19 protein-coding genes are annotated in these 19,204 nt (G+C 70.0%); 14 read left to right on the forward strand and 5 right to left on the reverse strand.

Annotated features, from left to right (window positions below; genetic code table 11):
• The first annotated feature begins 33 nt into the window (after nucleotides 1-33).
• The 5 genes from ACWZJV_RS22860 to ACWZJV_RS22880 all read left to right on the forward strand — a co-directional run bounded on the left by ACWZJV_RS22860 (nucleotide 34) and on the right by ACWZJV_RS22880 (nucleotide 3,562).
• Entirely contained in the window at nucleotides 34-597 is a 564-nt protein-coding gene (locus ACWZJV_RS22860; protein WP_457178895.1) for a pyridoxamine 5'-phosphate oxidase family protein, read from the forward strand.
• A gap of 91 nt (nucleotides 598-688) precedes the next feature.
• On the forward strand, nucleotides 689-1,948 hold the full coding sequence (locus ACWZJV_RS22865; RefSeq protein ID WP_457178897.1) for an MFS transporter: 1,260 nt from the start codon (nucleotides 689-691) through the stop codon (nucleotides 1,946-1,948).
• A gap of 25 nt (nucleotides 1,949-1,973) precedes the next feature.
• Nucleotides 1,974-2,690 carry a GNAT family N-acetyltransferase gene (locus ACWZJV_RS22870; protein ID WP_457178899.1) on the forward strand — a complete coding sequence of 239 codons (717 nt, stop codon included), beginning with the start codon at nucleotides 1,974-1,976 and terminating at the stop codon, nucleotides 2,688-2,690.
• Between the two features lie 114 nt (nucleotides 2,691-2,804).
• A complete protein-coding gene (locus tag ACWZJV_RS22875; RefSeq protein WP_008358426.1) occupies nucleotides 2,805-3,119 on the forward strand; it encodes an SHOCT domain-containing protein in 315 nt (104 codons plus the stop codon).
• A 32-nt stretch (nucleotides 3,120-3,151) separates the two neighbouring features.
• The gene (locus ACWZJV_RS22880; protein WP_457178901.1) at nucleotides 3,152-3,562 is read left to right on the forward strand and encodes a VOC family protein; all 411 of its coding nucleotides are present in this window, start codon (nucleotides 3,152-3,154) and stop codon (nucleotides 3,560-3,562) included.
• Between the two features lie 4 nt (nucleotides 3,563-3,566).
• Here ACWZJV_RS22880 and ACWZJV_RS22885 read toward each other — a convergent pair whose 3' ends face one another.
• Nucleotides 3,567-4,904 (reverse strand): ABC1 kinase family protein, encoded by a 1,338-nt coding sequence (locus ACWZJV_RS22885; RefSeq protein WP_008358422.1) that lies wholly within the window; start codon nucleotides 4,902-4,904, stop codon nucleotides 3,567-3,569.
• Nucleotides 4,905-4,958: 54 nt separating this feature from the next.
• Between ACWZJV_RS22885 and ACWZJV_RS22890 the strand changes: the two genes are divergently transcribed.
• Nucleotides 4,959-7,091 (forward strand): prolyl oligopeptidase family serine peptidase, encoded by a 2,133-nt coding sequence (locus tag ACWZJV_RS22890; RefSeq protein ID WP_457178904.1) that lies wholly within the window; start codon nucleotides 4,959-4,961, stop codon nucleotides 7,089-7,091.
• Nucleotides 7,092-7,095: 4 nt separating this feature from the next.
• Here the strand turns inward: ACWZJV_RS22890 and ACWZJV_RS22895 are convergent, their stop codons facing one another.
• Entirely contained in the window at nucleotides 7,096-7,578 is a 483-nt protein-coding gene (locus ACWZJV_RS22895) for a nitroreductase/quinone reductase family protein (RefSeq protein ID WP_457178906.1), read from the reverse strand.
• Nucleotides 7,579-7,966: 388 nt separating this feature from the next.
• Here ACWZJV_RS22895 and ACWZJV_RS22900 point away from each other — a divergent pair, with 388 nt between their 5' ends.
• From ACWZJV_RS22900 to ilvC, 3 genes are read left to right on the forward strand one after another with little or no spacing between them, the layout of a single operon-like run.
• A complete protein-coding gene (locus ACWZJV_RS22900) occupies nucleotides 7,967-9,718 on the forward strand; it encodes an acetolactate synthase large subunit (protein WP_008358417.1) in 1,752 nt (583 codons plus the stop codon).
• Nucleotides 9,718-10,281, forward strand: a complete 564-nt coding sequence (ilvN, locus tag ACWZJV_RS22905; protein WP_008358415.1) for an acetolactate synthase small subunit — start codon at nucleotides 9,718-9,720, stop codon at nucleotides 10,279-10,281. The genes ACWZJV_RS22900 and ilvN overlap by 1 nt, the downstream gene beginning before the upstream one ends.
• Before the next feature lie 34 nt (nucleotides 10,282-10,315).
• Complete coding sequence (ilvC, locus tag ACWZJV_RS22910; RefSeq protein WP_008358413.1) at nucleotides 10,316-11,341, forward strand: ketol-acid reductoisomerase; 1,026 nt, start codon at nucleotides 10,316-10,318, stop codon at nucleotides 11,339-11,341.
• A gap of 130 nt (nucleotides 11,342-11,471) precedes the next feature.
• Here the strand turns inward: ilvC and ACWZJV_RS22915 are convergent, their stop codons facing one another.
• A complete protein-coding gene (locus ACWZJV_RS22915) occupies nucleotides 11,472-12,290 on the reverse strand; it encodes an ABC transporter permease (RefSeq protein ID WP_008358411.1) in 819 nt (272 codons plus the stop codon).
• A complete protein-coding gene (locus tag ACWZJV_RS22920; protein ID WP_457178909.1) occupies nucleotides 12,287-13,204 on the reverse strand; it encodes an ABC transporter ATP-binding protein in 918 nt (305 codons plus the stop codon). Before ACWZJV_RS22920 ends, ACWZJV_RS22915 begins: the two co-directional genes overlap by 4 nt.
• A 173-nt stretch (nucleotides 13,205-13,377) precedes the next feature.
• Here ACWZJV_RS22920 and ACWZJV_RS22925 point away from each other — a divergent pair, with 173 nt between their 5' ends.
• The 4 genes from ACWZJV_RS22925 to efeB all read left to right on the forward strand — a co-directional run bounded on the left by ACWZJV_RS22925 (nucleotide 13,378) and on the right by efeB (nucleotide 18,156).
• Nucleotides 13,378-14,073, forward strand: a complete 696-nt coding sequence (locus ACWZJV_RS22925) for a DsbA family oxidoreductase (protein WP_196874879.1) — start codon at nucleotides 13,378-13,380, stop codon at nucleotides 14,071-14,073.
• Nucleotides 14,074-14,166: 93 nt separating this feature from the next.
• Nucleotides 14,167-15,711, forward strand: coding sequence for an iron uptake transporter permease EfeU (gene efeU, locus ACWZJV_RS22930; protein WP_457178911.1), 1,545 nt, complete (start codon nucleotides 14,167-14,169; stop codon nucleotides 15,709-15,711).
• Nucleotides 15,701-16,906: an iron uptake system protein EfeO gene (gene efeO, locus ACWZJV_RS22935; protein WP_457178913.1), complete on the forward strand. Its 1,206-nt coding sequence runs from the start codon at nucleotides 15,701-15,703 to the stop codon at nucleotides 16,904-16,906. Before efeU ends, efeO begins: the two co-directional genes overlap by 11 nt.
• A complete protein-coding gene (gene efeB / locus ACWZJV_RS22940; protein ID WP_457178915.1) occupies nucleotides 16,906-18,156 on the forward strand; it encodes an iron uptake transporter deferrochelatase/peroxidase subunit in 1,251 nt (416 codons plus the stop codon). The genes efeO and efeB overlap by 1 nt, the downstream gene beginning before the upstream one ends.
• Before the next feature lie 50 nt (nucleotides 18,157-18,206).
• On the opposite strand, the gene ACWZJV_RS22945 is transcribed toward efeB, so the two are convergent.
• Nucleotides 18,207-18,776, reverse strand: coding sequence for an O-methyltransferase (locus tag ACWZJV_RS22945; protein WP_008358402.1), 570 nt, complete (start codon nucleotides 18,774-18,776; stop codon nucleotides 18,207-18,209).
• 267 nt (nucleotides 18,777-19,043) lie between these two features.
• On the opposite strand from ACWZJV_RS22945, the gene ACWZJV_RS22950 reads away from it, so the two are divergent.
• Complete coding sequence (locus ACWZJV_RS22950) at nucleotides 19,044-19,199, forward strand: hypothetical protein (RefSeq protein WP_008358400.1); 156 nt, start codon at nucleotides 19,044-19,046, stop codon at nucleotides 19,197-19,199.
• The last annotated feature ends 5 nt before the right edge of the window (nucleotides 19,200-19,204 follow it).

Consider the following 19,204-nt stretch of genomic DNA (forward strand, 5'->3'; position numbering starts at 1 on the left):
GGACCCGGCGTACGTGCTGGCAGCATCGGCCGCATGGGAAAGGTTCATGCGCGCGTCGAGGGTCGTCTGCGGGAGTTCGTCGAGCGTCAGGTCGTCTTCTTCGTGGCCACCGCGCCGCTCTCCGGTGAGGGTCACGTCAACCTGTCGCCCCGCGGCATCCCGGGCACCTTCGGGATGCTCGACGAGCTCACCTTCGCGTGGGTCGACGGCACCGGGAGCGGCAGCGAGACGATCGCGCACCTGCGGGAGAACGGCCGGATCACGGTCATGTTCTGCGCCTTCGACGGGGCGCCGAACATCGTCCGCTTCCACGGCCGCGGCCGGGTCGTGACCCGCTACGACGAGGAGTACGCCGACCTGGCCGGCCGCTTCACCGACCTCCCCGGCGCCCGCGCGGTCGTCGTCGTGGACATCGAGCGGGTCTCCGACTCCTGCGGCTTCGCGGTCCCGCTGATGTCGTACGTCGGTGAGCGCGACCTGCTCCCGGCCTACTTCGACCGCAAGGGCGTCGAGGGCTCGGCCGACTACCGGCGCCGGAAGAACCTCGCCAGTCTCGACGGTCTGCCGGCCTTCGACTTCGACCCGGTATCCGAATAGCCGTCGCCGCGACTGTCGAAACCGGGGCCGACCGTTCGTGGCATGAATGAGGGGCCGGCACGGCGGCCCACCGGATGCGGGAGTGGTTGCGATGTCGGATCAGAAGCCGGATCGTTGGAAGCGGAATCTGCTGGTCTTCCTCGGCGGCCAGACGGTGTCGTCGTTGGGCTCGATGATCGTCGCGTACGCGGTGATGTGGCACCTCACCGTCGAGACCGGGTCGGCCGCGGTGCTGACCCTGAGCGTGGCGGCCGGGATGCTGCCGCAGGCGGTGGTGTCGGTCTTCGGCGGTGTATGGGCCGACCGGCACTCGCGCAAGCTGCTGATCATCGGGGCCGACTCGACGATCGCGGTGGCCACCCTGGTCCTCGCCCTGCTGATGCTCAGCGGGGTCGGTGACCTGTGGATGATCTTCGTCGCGATGGCGGTGCGCTCGGCGCTGGCCGGGGTGCAGGCGCCGGCGGTGAACGCGATGCTTCCGCAGATCGTCCCGGCCGAGCACCTGATGCGGGTCAACGGAGCCCAGCAGACGATCCAGTCGGGGATGATGCTGTTCGCGCCGGCGGTCGCTGCCGCGGTCTACGCGAGCACCGGCATCGTCGCGGTCTTCTTCATCGACGTGGTGACGGCCGCGGTCGGCGTACTCCTGCTGCTTCTGGTGCCGGTGGCGCGGACGGTTCGCCCGACGGGCGCCTCGGGGCCGGTGAGCTACTTCGGCGACCTCGCCGCCGGTGTCCGGTACGTCAAGGGGAACGCCTCGGTGCGGTGGGTGATGGGCCTCGTGGCCGTCGTCATGTTCATGGCCGGGGCGCCGGCGCACCTCACACCGCTGATGATCACGCGCAGCTTCGGCGACGAGGTGTGGATGCTGAGCGTCAACGAGCTGTTCTGGAGCGTCGGGATGGTCCTCGGCGGCGCGCTGATGGCCGTCTTCGGGCCGAAGGTGAAGCGCCGGGTGTGGCTGATGGTGGCCGCCTCGGTCGGCGTGGGCCTGCTCGTCGTCGGGCTGGGCGTCTCGACCGACTTCTGGGTGTTCTCGGTCGCCGGCCTGGTGATCTGCGTCCTCTTCCAGACGCTGCTGGTGCCGGCCGCGACCGTCCTGCAGGAGCAGGTCGAGGACTCGATGCGCGGCCGGGTGTTCGGCTTCTACGGCATCGTGATGTCGGTGGCGATGCCGGTCTCGATGATCGTCTTCGGACCGCTCGCGGACCGGTTCGCGGTGGAGTCGGTGATGGTCCTGGCCGGGGTGCTCCTGCTGGGATGCCTGATCGGGATGCTCGCCCTCGCCGGCGCCCGGCGCTCGCTCGCCACGGTGGACGCGGCGGATGCGGTGGATGCGGCGGTCTCCTGAGCAGCGGTCACGGCGGTCGGCGACAATGACCGCCGTGACCGATCTCTCCCGACCGTTTGACTTTCCGGTGGGTGGCGTCGTCGAGGGCTGGGAGACGCGGCCGTGGCCGGACCCGGTGACCCTCGAGGGGCGCTACGTCCGGGTCGCGCCGCTCTCCTCGGCGCAGTACTCCGACCTCTACACCGCGGTCTGCGGCCCCGACGATGCCGACCTGTGGACCTACCGGCCGATCGCCATGCCCACCTCGCTGCAGGACCTGTGGATGCATCTGGCAGGCATGGTCGACGCCGAGGACGTGGTCCCGTTCGCCTTCGTCCCGAAGGAGGGGGAGCGGGACGGCCGGGCGAGCGGCATCGCGGGCTACCACGCGATCAACCCGAGGAACGGGAGCATCGAGGTCGGCGGTGTGCTCTTCGGCCCCGCCCTGGCCCGCACCCGGGCGGCGACCGAGGCGATCCACCTGCTCATGCGGCACGCCTTCGACACGCTGGGCTACCGGCGCTTCGAGTGGAAGCTCGACGCGCTCAACGAGCCGTCCCGGCGGGCCGCGGAGCGGCTCGGGTTCAGCTACGAGGGCCGGTTCCGCAACCACATGGTCGTCAAGGGTCGCAACCGGGACACCGACTGGTTCTCGATGACGGCGGAGGAGTGGCGAGGCGTGAAGGACGCGCACGAGCGCTGGCTCGACCCCGCGAACTTCGACGAGCAGGGGCGTCAGCTCAGCCGGCTCCGGCCCGAGTAGGGGCCTGCGTACGCACGATTGCGTACGCCGCCCCCGCTCCTGAGCCGATGTGCCGGCGGCTCGCGCGCAGCAGTCTGGAGGGCATAGCCAAGCCCGACAGATAGGACACGAGCGATGAGCATCAACGAGACGGTGGCCACGGTGGTGGCCGACGACCACTGGGGTCCGTGGCGAGACGGCGGACCGTGGCAGGACGGGGGAGGGCCGCCGGCGTTCTGGCCTATCTTCCCGATCCTGTGGTTCCTGGTGATCGCGGCGATCATCACCGCGGTCGTCCTCTACAACCGCAAGCGGGTGGCCGAGGGGCCGCGGCGCGCGGGTGAGGCACGGTTGGCCGAGAGGTACGCCGCGGGCGAGATCGACGAGAACGAGTACCGCGCTCGCCGAGACGTCCTGCGCGAGAAGCCGGGCCGCGCCAAGGAGGCCTGACACCCTTGCTGGTCCATGGCAGTGTGACTGCCATGGACCAGCGCATCAGCTTCATCACCGTGGCCGTCGCCGACGTGGCGGCGAGCCGCTCGTTCTACGTCGACGGCCTCGGCTGGACCCCGGAGATGGAGGCCGACGGGGTGCTCATGATCCGCGTCGGCGAGCACGTCATCCTCTCGCTGTGGGACCGGGCCGAGTTCGAGGAGGAGGTCGGCAGGATCGCGGTCGCCGACGGCGTCGCGCCGTTCACCCTCGCCCACAACGTCGCCACGCGCGAGGAGGTCGACGGCGTGCTGGAGCTGGCTCGGTCGCTCGGGCGTGAGGCGTCGGCCGCCGAGGAGCGGGTCTGGGGCGGCTACACCGGCTACTTCGCCGACCCCGACGGCGTCCGCTGGGAGATCGCCTACAACCCCGGTCCGGTGGGGCAGACCGTGCTGCCCTGAGCCGTCAGCCCGCGAAGCCGGGCAGGTGCTCCTCGAGGATCTCGCGGAACGGGGCCTCCGCGTTGAGCTGCGCGAGCACTCCGAGACCGCCGAGCCAGACCCGGTGGATGAGGAGGTAGGACGGCGGCAGGTTGAGCTTGAGCCCGACCGTGTAGGCGGGATCCTTGGGATCGTTGATCCGCTTGAACTCCTCGCGCATCCACTCGCGGGTGAACCGGAAACGCTCCTCGAGCGCCGGCGTCACGAACGGCGCCAGGTAGTCGAGCACGTGCTGCGGCTCGACCTTGATGCCCTCCCGGATGAACCCCTCGTGACGCAGGCCCGCGACCAGCGCGTCGGCGTCGCCGGTCGAGGCGATCCGGATCAGCCGACCCATCGGCTCGGGGAAACCCCGGTCCGGGAGCCGAGCGGCGAGGCCGAAGTCGAGCACGGCCAGGCGGCCGTCACTCAGGACCCGGAAGTTGCCCGGGTGCGGGTCGGCGTGGAGCATCCCGGTCAGCTCCGGTGCGGAGAACCAGAACCGGACGAGGAGCTCGCCGTAGTGGTCGCGCTCCTCGGGGGTGCCCTCGGCGATCACCTTCGCGATCGACCCCTCCGACTCCACCCACTCGGTGACGAGCACGCTCGGCCCCACGGCGACGACATCGGGGACGTCGATCAGGGGGTGGTCCGCGTACGCCTCGGCGAAGACGCGCTGGGCCTCGGCCTCCTTCGGGTAGTCGAGCTCCTCGACGACCCGCTCCTGCAGCTCGGCCACCAGCGCCTTGATGTCCATCCCCGGCACGACGGCGTTGCCGATCGCCGCGACCCGGCCGATCTGGCGCAGGTCGGCGCGCAGCGCCTCGTCGGCGCCCGGGTACTGCACCTTCACCGCGACCTCACGCCCGTCGGCCCAGCGGCCACGATGCACCTGCCCGATCGAGGCGGAGGCCGCGGGCTCCTCGGACAGCTCGACCAGCTGGTCGGACCATTCCGGTCCGAGATCCCGGGCCAGCAGGCCGCGTACGATCCCGGTCGGCATCGGGGGAGCGGAGTCCTGGAGCCGGGTGAGCTGGGCGCGGTAGTGGGCCGCCTGCGACTCCGGCAGCGCCGCCTCCATGATCGAGAGCATCTGCCCGAACTTCATCGCGCCGCCCTTGAGCTCACCCAGGGTGCGGAACAGCTGGTCGGCGGTACGCTGGTGGACGTCGGCCAGCACTGCCTCGGCCGGCTTGCCCCCGATCCGCTTCCCGAGCCCGAGCGCCTTGCGCCCGGCGTATCCCATCGGCAGCGCGGCCAGCTTGGCCGTCCGTGTCGCCGCTCGCCGCGGCAGACCCTTCGACGACCCCTCCGCTTCACTCATGCCGCAATTGTGCCGGTCGGCTGCAACTTGCACACCGCGAAGTAGCCTTCCCGCATGACCTCTGAGCTGACGATCGTGACCCCGCTCGACCCTGCCGGGGAGGACCCGTTCGGCTGGCTGGAGGAGGTCGAAGGGGTCGAGGCGCTGGCCTGGGTGCGGGCGCGCAACGAGGAGGCCCACGCGAGCGTCGGCGCCGATCCCGTGTTCGCCAAGATCGAGGCCCAGATCCTCGAGGTGCTCGACTCCGACGACCGGGTGCCCGAGGTCTCCCGGCTCGGCGAGCACCTCTACAACTTCTGGCGCGACGCCGACCACGAGCGCGGCATCTGGCGACGCACCACGCCGGAGTCCTACCGCACCGACGACCCCGAGTGGGAGATCCTGCTCGACCTCGACGCGCTCGCCGCCGAGGAGGGCGAGAGCTGGGTCTGGCACGGCGCCTCGGTGCTCCGGCCCGAGCCCGGCGAGCCGTGGCGCAAGGTGCTCGTCGACCTCTCCCCGGGCGGCTCGGACGCCGACGTGACCCGGGAGTTCGACCTGGTCGAGAAGGCGTTCGTGGCCCCCGAGGACGGTGGCTTCACCCGTGCCGTCGAGCAGGGCGGCGCCAAGGGCGCGCTCTCCTGGTGCGGCCCGGACGCGGTCTACGTCTACACCGACTTCGGCCCCGGCTCGCTGACCCCGAGCGGCTACCCGCGGATCGTGAAGCTGTGGCGGCGCGGCACCCCGTTCGAGGACGCGGTGGTGGTCTACGAGGGCACCGACGAGGACATGTACATCTCCGCCCGCCGCATCCACACCCCCGGCTTCGAGCGCGACCTGGTCAGCCGGTCGATCGCGTTCTACAAGTCCGAGACGTACGTCGCCACCGACCCCGGCACGCCCGAGCAGACGCTCACCAAGCTCGACATCCCCGACTCGGCCGAGGCCGGTTTCCACCGGGAGTGGCTGGTGATCGAGCTCCGCGACGAGTGGACCCCGACGGAGACGACGTACGCCGCGGGGTCGCTGCTCGCGATCGAGGCCGACCGGTTCCTGGCCGGCGAGCGCGACCTGACCGTCCTCTTCGAGCCCACCGCGAAGACCTCGCTCGCCGGGGCGACCTGGACCCGCAACCACCTCGTCCTCAACGTGTTCGAGGACGTCAAGAACCGGTTGCACGTGCTGACCCCGCCGGCGTCGGCGTCGGCGTCGGGGGAGTGGGTGCGCTCGGAGTTCCCGGCGACCGACCCGGTGGCCGCGGTCGGCACCCGCGCGGTCGACGCGGTCGAGTCCGACGAGGTCTGGGTCGTGACCAGCGGCTACCTGACCCCGGCGACGTACGGCCTGACCACGATCGGCGCCGAGACCGTCGAGCCGCTCAAGTGGGCGCCGGCCTGGTTCGAGACCGACGGGCTCCGTGCCGAGCAGCGCTTCGCCACCTCGGCCGACGGCACCCGGATCCCCTACTTCATCGTCGGCTCCGCAGCCGCCCTCGACGGCAGCGCCGGCCCGGCCCCGACGCTGCTCTACGGCTACGGCGGCTTCGAGATCCCGATGACCCCGGGCTACTCCGCCGGTGTCGGCCGGGCCTGGCTCAGCGAGGGCGGCGTCTACGTGGTCGCCAACATCCGCGGGGGCGGGGAGTACGGCCCGGCCTGGCACCAGGCGGCGCTGAAGGAGAACCGGCACAAGGCCTACGAGGACTTCGCCGCCGTCGCCCGCCACCTCGCCGAGACCGGCGTGACCGACGCCGACCACCTCGGGATCCAGGGCGGCTCCAACGGCGGGCTGCTGACCGGCAACATGCTCACGCTCTACCCCGAGCTGTTCGGCGCCGTCGTGATCCAGGTGCCGCTGCTGGACATGAAGCGCTACTCCCACCTCCTCGCCGGAGCGTCGTGGATGGCCGAGTACGGCGACCCGGACGTGCCGGAGGAGTGGGAGTACATCCGGACGTTCTCGCCCTACCACCTGCTCGACGGCTCGAAGACCTACCCGCCGGTCCTGCTCACCACCTCCACCAAGGACGACCGGGTTCACCCCGGCCACGCGCGCAAGATGGCCGCGCTGCTGGCCGCGACCGGCAAGGACGTCACCTACTACGAGAACATCGAGGGTGGCCACGGCGGCGCGGCCAACAACGCGCAGTCGGCCCACCTCTCCGCCTTCGCCTGGACGTTCCTGCGCGAGCGGCTCGGCCTGGGCTGAGCCGTCACGAGGCGGGCTCGGTGACCTCCAGGACCACCACCGGAGTCTGGTGCGTGCGCCGGGCGGCGAAGTCGTCGAGGTCGCCCCACCCGTCGTCGGCGGCGGCGAGCATCGCCCACAGCCGCTCGCGCTCGGGTCCGGTGGCCTCGTGGGCGCGCACCTGCCGTGGCCCGTCGACGGTCTCGGCGAGGGCTTCGGGCCGGGCCTTCAGGTTGAGCCACCAAGCGGGTGGCGGGTCGGCCCAGCCGTTCATCGCCAGCGTGACGTACGTCGACCCGTCGGGGACGTAGGACAGGATGACCGAGCGCTCCTGCCCGGTGCGGCGCCCGACCGTGGTCAGCCGGAGCATGCCGGCCCGGTCCGGGCGTGGACGGCGCAGGAAGCGGGCGCCGCCCGCTGCGTACAGCCGGCGGTGGAACCACCACGCGGCGCGGATGAACCAGCGTGGCGGCAGCCACGCGGAGCCGTGTTTCTCGTCGGTCGACATCGTTGCCTCCACTGGGCGGACGGACCCGAGATCCACTGGTCCGCTCAGGCTAGCGATCCCGGCGGTCCCGTCGCCTCGGTGAGATCCCTGAGATCTGCTCCGAGGATCCGCCCTGGCGAGCTGCCCGACCGAACGACTGACAGATACTGGGACGGTGATCTCAGATCATGGGACGCGCGATAGGGTGAGGTGACACGGCGCGACACATGGGGTTAACGTGTGGGCATGCTGCACAGCATTCTCGTACTTATCAGGCGCGTCGCCTAGGAGCCACTGGCCCCAGACGACGCGTCTCCCTCCGTTGCCCGCCGGGCCGGAGGGTTTTTTGTTGCACAAGCAACCCCACGAGATCCCATGAGTAGAAGCTCCGAGGAGTAGGACGGCGGACATGAGCGAGCAGATGACAGGCGCACAGAGCCTGATCAAGTCGCTGGAAGCAGCGGGGGCCGAGAACATCTTCGGCATTCCGGGAGGAGCGATCCTTCCGGCGTACGACCCGCTGATGGACTCGAAGATCCGCCACATCCTCGTACGCCACGAGCAGGGCGCCGGCCACGCGGCCCAGGGCTACGCCGCCGCGACCGGCAAGGTCGGGGTCTGCATGGCGACCTCCGGTCCGGGCGCGACCAACCTCGTCACCCCGCTTGCCGACGCCAACATGGACTCCGTGCCGATGGTGGCCATCACCGGCCAGGTCGGCGCGGCGATGATCGGCACCGACGCCTTCCAGGAGGCGGACATCCGCGGCATCACGATGCCGGTCACCAAGCACAGCTTCCTCATCACCGACCCGGCGGAGATCCCGCTGCGGGTCGCTGAGGCCTTCCACCTGGCGTCCTCCGGACGTCCGGGTCCGGTCCTCGTCGACGTCACCAAGTCGGCGTTGCAGGCCACCACCACCTACCGGTGGCCGACCGAGCTCCACCTGCCGGGCTACCGCCCGGTGACCAGGCCGCACGCCAAGCAGATCCGCGAGGCTGCGCGCCTGATGCTGGAGGCCAAGAAGCCTGTCCTGTACGTCGGTGGCGGCACGATCCGCTCCGGTGCCCACCGCGAGCTGCTGCAGCTGGCCACGCTCACCGGCATCCCGGTGGTGACCACGCTGATGGCGCGGGGCGCCTTCCCCGACTCCCACCCGCAGCACCTCGGCATGCCGGGCATGCACGGCACCGTCGCCGCGGTCGCCGGCCTGCAGAAGTCCGACCTGATCATCAGCCTGGGCGCCCGCTTCGACGACCGCGTCACCGGCAACCTGGACTCCTTCGCCCCCAACGCCAAGGTGATCCACGCCGACATCGACCCGGCCGAGATCGGCAAGAACCGCTACGCCGACGTCCCGATCGTGGGCGACGTGCGCGAGGTCCTCACCGACCTGATCGCGGTGCTCACCGCCGAGAAGGAGGCCGGCAAGGAGGGCGACTACGAGGGCTGGATCGCCTTCGTCGCCGGCATCAAGAAGCAGTACCCGCTCGGCTACGACCTCCCCGCCGAGGGCCTCTCCCCGCAGTACGTCATCGAGCGGCTCGGCAAGATCTCCGGCGAGGACACGATCTTCACCGCCGGTGTCGGCCAGCACCAGATGTGGGCCGCGCAGTTCATCGGCTACGAGCACCCCAACACCTGGATCAACTCCGGTGGCCTCGGCACCATGGGCTACTCCGTCCCGGCCGCCATGGGCGCCAAGGTCGGCTGCCCGGACTCCACGGTGTGGTCGATCGACGGCGACGGCTGCTTCCAGATGACCAACCAGGAGCTGGCCACCTGCGCGATCGAGGGCATCCCGATCAAGGTCGCCATCATCAACAACGACAACCTCGGCATGGTGCGCCAGTGGCAGACGCTCTTCTACGGCGAGCGCTACTCCAACACCAACCTGCAGGGCCACGGCCAGCCCAAGCGCATCCCCGACTTCCCCAAGCTGGCCGAGGCCATGGGCTGCGTCGGCCTGGCCTGCGACTCCGCCGACGACGTCGATGCCACCATCGAGAAGGCCATGGAGATCAACGACATGCCCGTCGTCGTCGACTTCCGGGTCAACAAGGACGCCATGGTGTGGCCGATGGTCGCCGCCGGCTCCTCCAACGACGAGATCCAGTACGCGCGCGACCTCGCGCCCGAGTTCGACGAGGACGACCTCTGATGAGCATCCAGCCCGTGAAGACCGGCGGCAAGCACACGCTGAGCGTCCTGGTCGAGAACAAGCCCGGCGTCCTGGCCCGTGTGGCCGCGCTCTTCTCGCGCCGCGGCTTCAACATCGAATCCCTCGCGGTGGGACCGACCGAGCACGACGAGGTCTCCCGCATGACGGTCGTCGTCAACCTCGAGAACACCCCCCTCGAGCAGGTCACCAAGCAGCTCAACAAGCTGGTCGAGGTGATCAAGATCGTCGAGCTCGAGCCCGAGACGCGCGTCCAGCGTGCGCTCATGCTGGTCAAGATCACCGCCACCACGGAGACCCGCAGCCAGGTGCTCGACACCATCCAGCTCTTCCGCGCCAAGGTCGTCGACGTGTCCACCGACACCGTCATCGTCCAGCTGGCCGGCAACACCGGCAAGCTCAATGACTTCCTCCGGGTCATCGAGCCCTTCGGTATCCGTGAGCTCTCCCAGTCCGGCATGGTCGGCATGGGCCGCGGCTCCCGGTCGATCTCCGAGCGCAGCCTGCGATCCGTGGCTGTGCCCGCTCCGCCTTCCGCGGTCTGAACCCCTATCAAACACAACTAAAGGAGAAGCCCTCGTGGCTGAGATTTTCTACGACGACGACGCCGACCTCGCGCTGATCCAGGCGAAGAAGGTCGCCGTCATCGGCTACGGCAGCCAGGGCCACGCCCACGCGCTCAACCTGCGTGACTCCGGTGTGGACGTGCGCATCGGCCTGCAGCCCGGCTCGAAGTCGACCCCGAAGGCCGAGGAGGAGGGCTTCAAGGTCCTCAGCCCCGCCGACGCGGCCGCCGAGGCCGACGTGATCGTCATCCTCGCTCCCGACCAGCACCAGCGCGGTCTCTACAACGACCAGCTCGCGCCCCACGTGACCGCCGGCAAGACCCTCGTCTTCGGCCACGGCTTCAACGTGCGCTTCGGCTACATCAAGGCGCCCGAGGGCGTCGATGTGATCCTGGTGGCCCCGAAGGCCCCGGGCCACACGGTCCGTCGTGAGTACGTCGCCGGCCGCGGCATCCCGGACATCATCGCCGTCGAGCAGGACGCCTCCGGTTCCGCCTGGGACCTCGCGAAGTCCTACGCCAAGGGCATCGGCGGCACTCGCGCCGGCGTCATCAAGACGACCTTCACCGAGGAGACCGAGACCGACCTCTTCGGCGAGCAGGCCGTGCTCTGCGGCGGCGTGTCCCACCTGGTCCAGGCCGGGTTCGAGACGCTCACCGAGGCCGGCTACCAGCCCGAGATCGCCTACTTCGAGGTGCTCCACGAGCTCAAGCTCATCGTCGACCTGATGTGGGAGGGCGGCATCGCCAAGCAGCGCTGGTCGATCTCCGACACCGCTGAGTACGGCGACTACGTCTCCGGCCCGCGCGTCATCGGCCCGCAGGTCAAGGAGACCATGCAGCAGGTGCTCGCCGAGATCCAGGACGGCTCCTTCGCCGCCCGCTTCATCGCCGACCAGGACAACGGTGCGGTCGAGTTCCAGAAGCTGCGCGAGGAGGAGGCCGGTCACCCGATCGAGGCCACCGGCAAGGCCCTGCGCGCCCACTTCTCGTGGAGCCAGACCGACGACGACTACACCGAGGGAAGCGCCGCCCGCTGACCCGAAGTTCGCCGAGTCGGCGCGACTGTCCCAGAAAACGGGCCCGAGTCGGCGCGTCTGTCCCAGAGTCTTGGGACAGACGCGCCGACTCGGCGGTTTTGAGCGGGACAGTTGCGCCGACTCGACGGGTTTACTTGACCTCGGACTTGAGGACCAGGCGGAGGCCGACAAGCATCGGGACCACCAGCCAGATCAGGCCGGCGACGCCGAGCTGGGCCCACATCTTGTCGGTCATCTCGGAGTACAGGTTCATCGTCGCCCAGTTGAGGTCGAACCAGGTCGCGTGCTCGGCCCACCAGGTGTTGGTCGAGGCGAGCGCCGAGGAGACGCCGGGCAGGACCAGGGCGTAGACGAAGTACGCCACGATCGCGGCCGGCGAGCTGCGGAAGAGCGTGCCGAGCATGAAGCCCATGAACATCCCGATCTCGCTGGCCAGGGTGACCCGGGCGAGCTCGGCGAAGGAGAGGTTCCAGACGGGGTCGAGATCCATGACGGTTGCCACGCCGAGGTAGCCCAGGGCGCCGACGAGTGCTGCGACCGCGATGGCGACGACTCCGACCAGGGCTGTGACCACGGCCTTGGCACTGATCACGCGACCGCGTCCGGGCACCAGGGTGAAGGTCGTCAGCGCGCTGCGAGCGCTCCACTCACTCGTGACGGCGAGGACCGCGATCATCGGCAGGATCACGGACATCGGGATGCCCCAGGCGCTCGCGAAGCCCTCGTAGTCGAGGTTGTCGGCGTCCACGAAGATGATCGTGGCCGCGGTCGCGGCCAGGGAGAGCACGACCAGGCTGGCCATCAGCCAGAACCCCGAGCGGGTGTCGAACATCTTGCGCAGCTCGATGCCGGCGATCCTGCCGAAGGGGATCGGGGCGGGCACGGGCCGCTCGCGGCGGCGTACCGCAGCCGGGCCGGCCGGCTCCGGGGCGATGGTCGTGGTGGTCATGCTGCTTCCCCTTCCGGGGTCTGGAGGTGGTCACGCTGGGTCTCTGCGGTGAGCTGGAGGAACATCTCCTCCAGCCCGGCGCCGTCGGCGGCGCGGAGCTCGGTCAGCACCAGCCCGGCGTCGAAGGCGATCTGGCCGACGGTGGTGAGGTCGGCGTCGCTGCGGACGGCGCCCTCGGAGGTGATCTCGGCGGTGTGTCCGGCCCGCTGGAGGGCCCGGCCGAGCGAGGTGGGATCACTGGAACGGGCGTACGTCTCGCCGCTGGCGAGCAGCTCCTGCTTGGTGCCCTGCGCCACGATCCGGCCGTTCCCGATGACCACGATGTCGTCGGCGATCACCTCGATCTCGTGCAGCAGGTGCGAGGAGAGCAGCACGGTGCCGCCGTCGTCGGCGAAGCCGCGCAGCAGGTCGCGCATCCAGCGGATGCCGGCCGGGTCGAGGCCGTTGGCGGGCTCGTCGAGGATCAGGACCTCGGGGTCTCCGATCAGGGCCGTCGCGATCCCGAGCCGCTGCCGCATCCCGAGGGAGTAGTTGCGTACGCGGCGCCCGGCCTCGTCCTCGGTCAGGCTGACCCGCGCGAGGGTCTCGGCGACGCGGGACTTCGGCAGGCCCATGGTGCGGGCGGCCAGCGTCAGGATCTCGCGGCCGGTGCGACCGCCGTGCTGGGCGGAGGCGTCGAGCAGGACGCCGACCTCGCGGCCCGGGTTGGGCAGCTGCGAGAAGTGGCGGCCGAGGAGGTGGGCGCTGCCGGAGGACGGATCGGTGAGTCCGACCAGGATGCGCATGGTCGTGGACTTGCCGGCGCCGTTGGGGCCGAGGAAGCCGGTCACCCGGCCGGGCTCGGCGTTGAAGGTCACGTTGTCGACGGCCGTGAACCTGCCGTACCTCTTGGTGAGGGCATCGATCTGGATCATGCTCCGAGCCTCGCGCCCCGGCGTCGTCGCGCGCGTCGGGCAGATCCCTGGCAGATCCCTGGACGGCTCCTGGGCCTACCCCTGATCTCCCCTGAGACGATCTCAGGGGCCCTGCTCATTGGCACAGCAGTCCGTTGCGGAATGTTTCGTACCGAACCAAACGTTCCCGTCACATGCGTATTGATGTCTGGTCCGACGTCGTCTGCCCCTGGTGCTACATCGGCAAGCGCCATCTCGAGGAAGCCCTCGAGCGCTTCGAGCACAGCGACGACGTCGAGATCGTCTACCACTCCTTCGAGCTCGACCCGACCGCTCCCGAGGTCCCGGTGGAGACCACCGTCGAGGCCCTCGCGAAGAAGTTCGGCGCCTCGGTCGACCAGGCCCGCGAGCTGATGAAGCGTGCCAACGAGCCCGCCGCGGCGGCCGGCCTGGAGTTCCGCCATGAGGACACCCCGCACGCGCGGACGATCGACGCCCACCGGCTGCTCCACCTCGCCAAGGCCGAGGGCAAGCAGGCCGCGCTCAAGGAGGAGTTGCTCGCTGCGTACTTCACCCGCGGGGAGTCGATGGGCGACCACGCCGTGCTGAAGCAGTCCGCCGTGAACGTCGGTCTCGACGCCGGCCGGGTGGACGAGGTGCTCGCGAGCGAGGAGTTCGCCGGCGACGTCCAGGCCGACATCGAGCAGGCCCGCGCCTACGGCGCCACCGGGGTGCCGTTCTACGTCGTCGAGGGGAAGTACGGCGTCTCCGGCGCCCAGCCGACCGACCTGTTCAGCCAGCTGCTGGAGAAGGTGCACGCCGAGACCAGGCCCGCGCTCACGATCGTCGGTGACGGCGACGCCTGCGGACCCGACGGCTGCGCGATCTGACGAGGCTCTGAACAGCCGAACCGAACGGCAAGCCCAGGCAAATTCTGGGTCCCGCCCTACAAGGTGAGCCTAACCTAACGTTAGGCTGCGGGAATGCTTCCAACGTTCGTCATCGGCCTGCGCGAGGGGCTCGAGGCGGCGCTGATCGTGTCGATCATCGCCACCTTCCTGCGCCGTAACCGCGCCCCGCTGCGCGGGCTGTGGATCGGGGTCGGCGCCGGCATCGGGCTGAGCGTCGCCGTCGGTGTCGCGCTGCGTCTCCTCGAGCAGGCGCTGCCGCAGCGGCAGCAGGAGATGCTCGAGTGCGTCATCGGCGTGATCGCGATCGTGTTCGTGACCGGGATGATCCGCTGGATGCACACCCACGCCCGCAGCCTCAAGGGCGAGCTCGAGAAGGCGGCGGCCGCGGCGCTGGGCGCCGGCACGCTGACCGCGATGGCGCTGATGGGCTTCCTGGCCGTGCTGCGCGAGGGTTTCGAGACCTCCGTCTTCCTGCTCGCCACGATCCAGAACGCCACCAGCGCCCCGGCCGCGATCCTCGGCGCCCTCCTCGGTCTGGCCATCGCCATCGGGCTAGGCTGGGGGATCTACGCCGGCGGGCTGCGCCTCAACCTGAAGATGTTCTTCCAGGTCACCGGGGTCTTCCTGGTCTTCGTCGCTGCCGGGCTGGTGATGTTCGCGCTGCGCACCGGGCACGAGGCGGGCTGGGTGACCGTCGGCCAGGGCCGCACGGTCGACCTGTCCTGGCTCATCCCCAACGGCTCGGTGCGCTCGGCCGTGATCACCGGGATCCTCGGCGTCCCCGCCGACCCGCGCGTGATCGAGGTGCTCGGCTGGCTCGCCTACCTGGTGCCGATGCTCGCGATGCTGCTCCTGCCCGCCCGGCTGCGCCCGGGCGCCGCGCTCGCGCGACGGCTGCGGATCGGCGGCGCCGTCGCCGCCGTGGCCGGCGCTGCCGCACTCTTCGTCCTCGTGCCGCTGCCGGGCGTCGACGTGCCCCGCGAGGCACCGCTGTCGGACGGACGTACGGCGGTGCTGGCCGTCTCGGGCGACCGGGCGACCCTGACCGCCGACGGCGAGAAGATCGAGCTCGGCAACCCCACCGACCACACCGGCAACGCCGACACCGCCTGGCACGCGGAGGGTTCCGGCGACCTGCCGGCCACTCTCACCGCGGGGGACCTGCTGACCTACACCGGCAACAGGGTCCCGGTCGGCCTCAACCTCACCACCGCGCCGGGCCCCTACGAGACCCGCTGGACCGACACCACCCGTCACACGGTGCTGAGCCGTGACGACGGCCTGGTCGACGTACGCACCACCGGCAAGCTCCTGCTCACGATCGAGGGCGGCGGCCTGACCTCGCCGCGCACCTTCACCGTCGACGGCGCCGCGCTGCAGGTCGAGGAGACCTACGCGGCCGACCTGTCGGCGACGATCGCCGAGGCGGACCGCGCCGCCCACGACCGGCTGCTGTGGAAGCACTGGGTGCCGGTCGCCCTCATCGTCCTCGCCGGGCTGCTGCTGTGGCAGTCCCTGCGCAGGCCCGGCCGCGCCACCGAACCGCGCGCCGTCAACGACCCCGGCCACGAAGGGCCCCGGGAGTCATCAGTGGAAGGAACCACCCATGTCGCGTAAGGCGATCTCCGTTGCAGCACTCACCGCGCTGTGCCTGACCGGCCTCGCTGCCTGCGGCAGCGACACCGACGACTCGGCAGCGCCGAAGAAGAAGGGCGCGAGCCAGGTCGCGGTGAAGCTGGTCAGCGGCTCGGACGGTGACGTCTGCGAGCTCGACACCGACACCGCCGCTGCCGGACCGGTGACCTTCACGGTCCTCAACGAGTCGGCGGCCGGCGTCACCGAGGTCGAGCTGATGGACGGCCAGAAGATCCTCGGCGAGAAGGAGAACCTCGCCCCGGGCCTGCCCGAGGTGTCCTTCACCCTCACCCTCGGCGGTGGTGACTACGAGGTCTACTGCCCGGGCGCCACCGAGGAGCGGATCCCCTTCGAGGTCACCGGCGAGGCCGCGGCGGAGCCGACCGGCGACACCGCCGAGCTGCTCGCCGCGGGCGCGAAGGACTACACGACCTACGTCAACACGCAGCTCGATGCGATGGTCGTCGGTGTCCAGGATCTGCAGAAGGCCGTCGACTCGGGCGACGTCGCCGCGGCGCAGAAGGCCTACGCCGACGCCCGCCCCTTCTACGAGAAGATCGAGTCCGACGTCGAGGGCTTCGTGATGGAGGGCTTCGACCCGACCGACAACAAGGGCAACCTCGACTACCTGATCGACATGCGCGCCTCCAACCTCGACGAGGCGGTCGGGTGGAGCGGCTTCCACGCCGTCGAGCGTGACCTGTTCGAGGCGAAGAAGATCACCGACCAGACCAAGAAGTACGCCGCCGACCTGGTCATCAACGTCACCAAGCTCGCCGAGGTCGGCAAGACCCTGGAGTTCAAGCCCGAGGACCTCGCCAACGGTGCCGCCGCGCTGCTCGAGGAGGTCCAGTCGGGCAAGATCACCGGCGAGGAGGAGGCCTACAGCCACATCGACCTGGTCGACTTCGCCAACAACGTCGAGGGTGCTCAGCAGGCCTACGCCGCGCTCCGCCCGGGTCTGGAGAAGATCGACGCCGAGCTGGTCAAGACCATCGACGGGCGCTTCACCGCCGTCACCGACGACCTCGAGGGCTACAAGGACCCGACGGCGCTGGGCGGCTACCGTCCCTACACCGCCGAGCTGAAGGCCTCCGACGGCAAGAAGCTGTCGGCCACGGTGCAGTCGCTGCAGGACGTGCTCGGCCGGCTGGCGGAGAAGGCAGCGACGGCCTGATGACCACCGAAGGCAAGGGCTTCTCCCGGCGCCGGCTCATCGCCGGCGCCGGGGGTGGCGTCGCGGCCGGCGCGGCGGCGGGCTTCCTCGGTGGCCGTGTCGCCGCGCCCGCCGAAGCGGCAGCCTCCGACGGGCTCGACCTCTCCCAGGCGTACGACTTCTACACCGGCGACCACCAGGTCGGCATCGCCACGCCGCCGCAGCGGCACCTGGTCTTCATGTCCCTCGACGTCGTCGAGGGCACCACGGCCGAGCAGCTGAAGGTGCTCTTCGCACGCTGGTCGGCGGCGATGGCGACGATGATGAAGGGCAACCCGGTCGGCTCCGTCGAGCCGACGCGGAGCAACGGCGTACCGCAGGACACGGGGGAGGCGTACGACCTCTCGCCGGCCTCGCTCACCGTCACCCTCGGGCTCGGGCCCAAGCTCTTCGACGACCGCTTCGGCCTGGCGGGCCGGGGCCCGAAGCTGCTCGCCGAGATCCCGCGGCTGCCCTCCGACGAGCTCAAGCCCGAGCTGTGCGGTGGCGATCTCGCGCTGCAGGCGTGCGCCGACGACCCGCAGGTCGCCTACCACGCGATCCGCGACCTGATCCGGATCGGACGCGGCCTGGTCACCACCCGATGGACCGTGCTCGGCTTCGGTCGCGCCTCCGCGGGCAAGGGGCAGAAGACGCCGCGCAACCTGATGGGCCTCAAGGACGGCACCCGCAACATCAAGTCCGAGGAAGACCTCGACGAGTTCGTCTGGGTCGCCGATCAGGACGAGCCGGTGTGGATGCAGGGCGGCAGCTACCTGGTCACCCGCAAGATCAACATGGACATCGAGGTCTGGGACGGCACGACCATCGACACCCAGCACGTCACCATCGGTCGCGACAAGGCCGAGGGTGCGCCGCTGGGCGGCGAGAAGGAGTTCGACACCCCGGACTTCAAGGCCGTACGCGACGGCAAGCCGGTCATCGACCCGACCTCCCACGTCGCGCTGGCGGCCTCGGAGAACAACGGCGGAGCCAAGATCCTGCGCCGCGGCTACAACTTCACCGACGGGCTCAACTCGCTCGGTCAGCTCGACGCCGGGCTGTTCTTCATCGCCTTCATGAAGGACCCCGCGACCTTCGTCGACCTGCAGCGCAAGCTCGGCCGCGTCGATCTGCTCAACGAGTACATCGCCCACGTCGGGTCGGCGATCTTCGCCGTCCCGCGAGCGCCGAAGTCAGGCCACTTCCTGGCCCAAGAGCTCTTCGACTAGGTCGGCCCGTGGATGCTCGCCGAGGTGACTCGGTGAGCATCGCGGCAGCCTCAGCGCTTGGTGGCGAGCAGGACGCTCGTGTCGGGGGCGACCATCACCTCGACGGTGGTGAAGCGCTCATCGGTGAGCCACGACTCGCGCAGGCTGTCGACGCGGCCGTAGACGATCGGCGGCCACAGGTCGGTGGGGATGAGGTCGTCGATGACGACGATGCCGCCCTCCTCGACCAGGTCGGCGAGCTGGTCGGGGGAGACCCCGCCGGGGGTCTCGGCGTCCAGGAAGAGCAGCGCGAACGGGCCACGGTCGCGCAGGATCGCCCAGTCGGCAGCGATCACCTCGACCTGCGGGTCGTCGGCGAAGATCTCGGAGGCCTCCTTGGCGAGATGCTCGTCGAGCTCGGCGGAGACGATCTGGGCGGCCGCGCCGCGTACGCCGCTGCGCAGCCACGCGGTGCCGACGCCGCACCCGGTGCCGAACTCCGCCATCGTGCCGCTTCGGGTGGCCGCCAGGGTCGCCAGCAATCGTCCGGTCTCGTTGCGGCAGAACGACACATAGCCCGCGCGACGGGAGACGTCGAAGGCGCGGGTCACGATGTCTGGCAGCTCTGGAGGTGCGCTCACAGGACCAGTCTTCCCGATATCGCGTGTGAGCGCGCGCACGGGTGTCTCGGATAGCGGACCATTCGTCCAGATCGGCTCCCTGGAGGCGTCTCCCGGGTTAACGTCAGAACACCATGCGGAGCATTTTTCTCGTACTCGAGTGCCGCGACGGGGCCCGGCGGTAACGACCGCAGGAGAAGCCACCTCGTCGCGGTGGCTTCCGTCTTCTAAAAGACCCTGGCTTCTCTCCCACACCCCTCTGTTTCCCGAAGTGTGAAGGAAGAAGCCATGTACGCGATGTACCCCGAAAGCCCCGAGTACCGCGAGTGGGGTCCGGCGAGCCACAACCCGGACAACCCGCACAGCGTCGAGAACACGATCGCCGCGGTCCAGCAGGCGCTCGACCTGCGGGACAACGGCGGCCAGCAGCCCGACGACAACTAGTCTCG

This window comes from Nocardioides sp. WG-D5, assembly GCF_054031175.1.

Excerpts from the sequence above, each read along its gene's own strand:
- ACWZJV_RS22860 (WP_457178895.1), top strand. The coding sequence starts at position 34 with ATGGGAAAGGTTCATGCGCGCGTCGAGGGTCGTCTGCGGGAGTTCGTC.
- ACWZJV_RS22865 (WP_457178897.1), top strand. The coding sequence starts at position 689 with ATGTCGGATCAGAAGCCGGATCGTTGGAAGCGGAATCTGCTGGTCTTC.
- ACWZJV_RS22870 (WP_457178899.1), top strand. The coding sequence starts at position 1,974 with ATGACCGCCGTGACCGATCTCTCCCGACCGTTTGACTTTCCGGTGGGT.
- ACWZJV_RS22875 (WP_008358426.1), top strand. The coding sequence starts at position 2,805 with ATGAGCATCAACGAGACGGTGGCCACGGTGGTGGCCGACGACCACTGG.
- ACWZJV_RS22880 (WP_457178901.1), top strand. The coding sequence starts at position 3,152 with ATGGACCAGCGCATCAGCTTCATCACCGTGGCCGTCGCCGACGTGGCG.
- ACWZJV_RS22885 (WP_008358422.1), bottom strand. The coding sequence starts at position 4,904 with ATGAGTGAAGCGGAGGGGTCGTCGAAGGGTCTGCCGCGGCGAGCGGCG.
- ACWZJV_RS22890 (WP_457178904.1), top strand. The coding sequence starts at position 4,959 with ATGACCTCTGAGCTGACGATCGTGACCCCGCTCGACCCTGCCGGGGAG.
- ACWZJV_RS22895 (WP_457178906.1), bottom strand. The coding sequence starts at position 7,578 with ATGTCGACCGACGAGAAACACGGCTCCGCGTGGCTGCCGCCACGCTGG.
- ACWZJV_RS22900 (WP_008358417.1), top strand. The coding sequence starts at position 7,967 with ATGAGCGAGCAGATGACAGGCGCACAGAGCCTGATCAAGTCGCTGGAA.
- ilvN (WP_008358415.1), top strand. The coding sequence starts at position 9,718 with ATGAGCATCCAGCCCGTGAAGACCGGCGGCAAGCACACGCTGAGCGTC.
- ACWZJV_RS22915 (WP_008358411.1), bottom strand. The coding sequence starts at position 12,290 with ATGACCACCACGACCATCGCCCCGGAGCCGGCCGGCCCGGCTGCGGTA.
- ACWZJV_RS22920 (WP_457178909.1), bottom strand. The coding sequence starts at position 13,204 with ATGATCCAGATCGATGCCCTCACCAAGAGGTACGGCAGGTTCACGGCC.
- ACWZJV_RS22925 (WP_196874879.1), top strand. The coding sequence starts at position 13,378 with ATGCGTATTGATGTCTGGTCCGACGTCGTCTGCCCCTGGTGCTACATC.
- efeU (WP_457178911.1), top strand. The coding sequence starts at position 14,167 with ATGCTTCCAACGTTCGTCATCGGCCTGCGCGAGGGGCTCGAGGCGGCG.
- efeO (WP_457178913.1), top strand. The coding sequence starts at position 15,701 with ATGTCGCGTAAGGCGATCTCCGTTGCAGCACTCACCGCGCTGTGCCTG.
- efeB (WP_457178915.1), top strand. The coding sequence starts at position 16,906 with ATGACCACCGAAGGCAAGGGCTTCTCCCGGCGCCGGCTCATCGCCGGC.
- ACWZJV_RS22950 (WP_008358400.1), top strand. The coding sequence starts at position 19,044 with ATGTACGCGATGTACCCCGAAAGCCCCGAGTACCGCGAGTGGGGTCCG.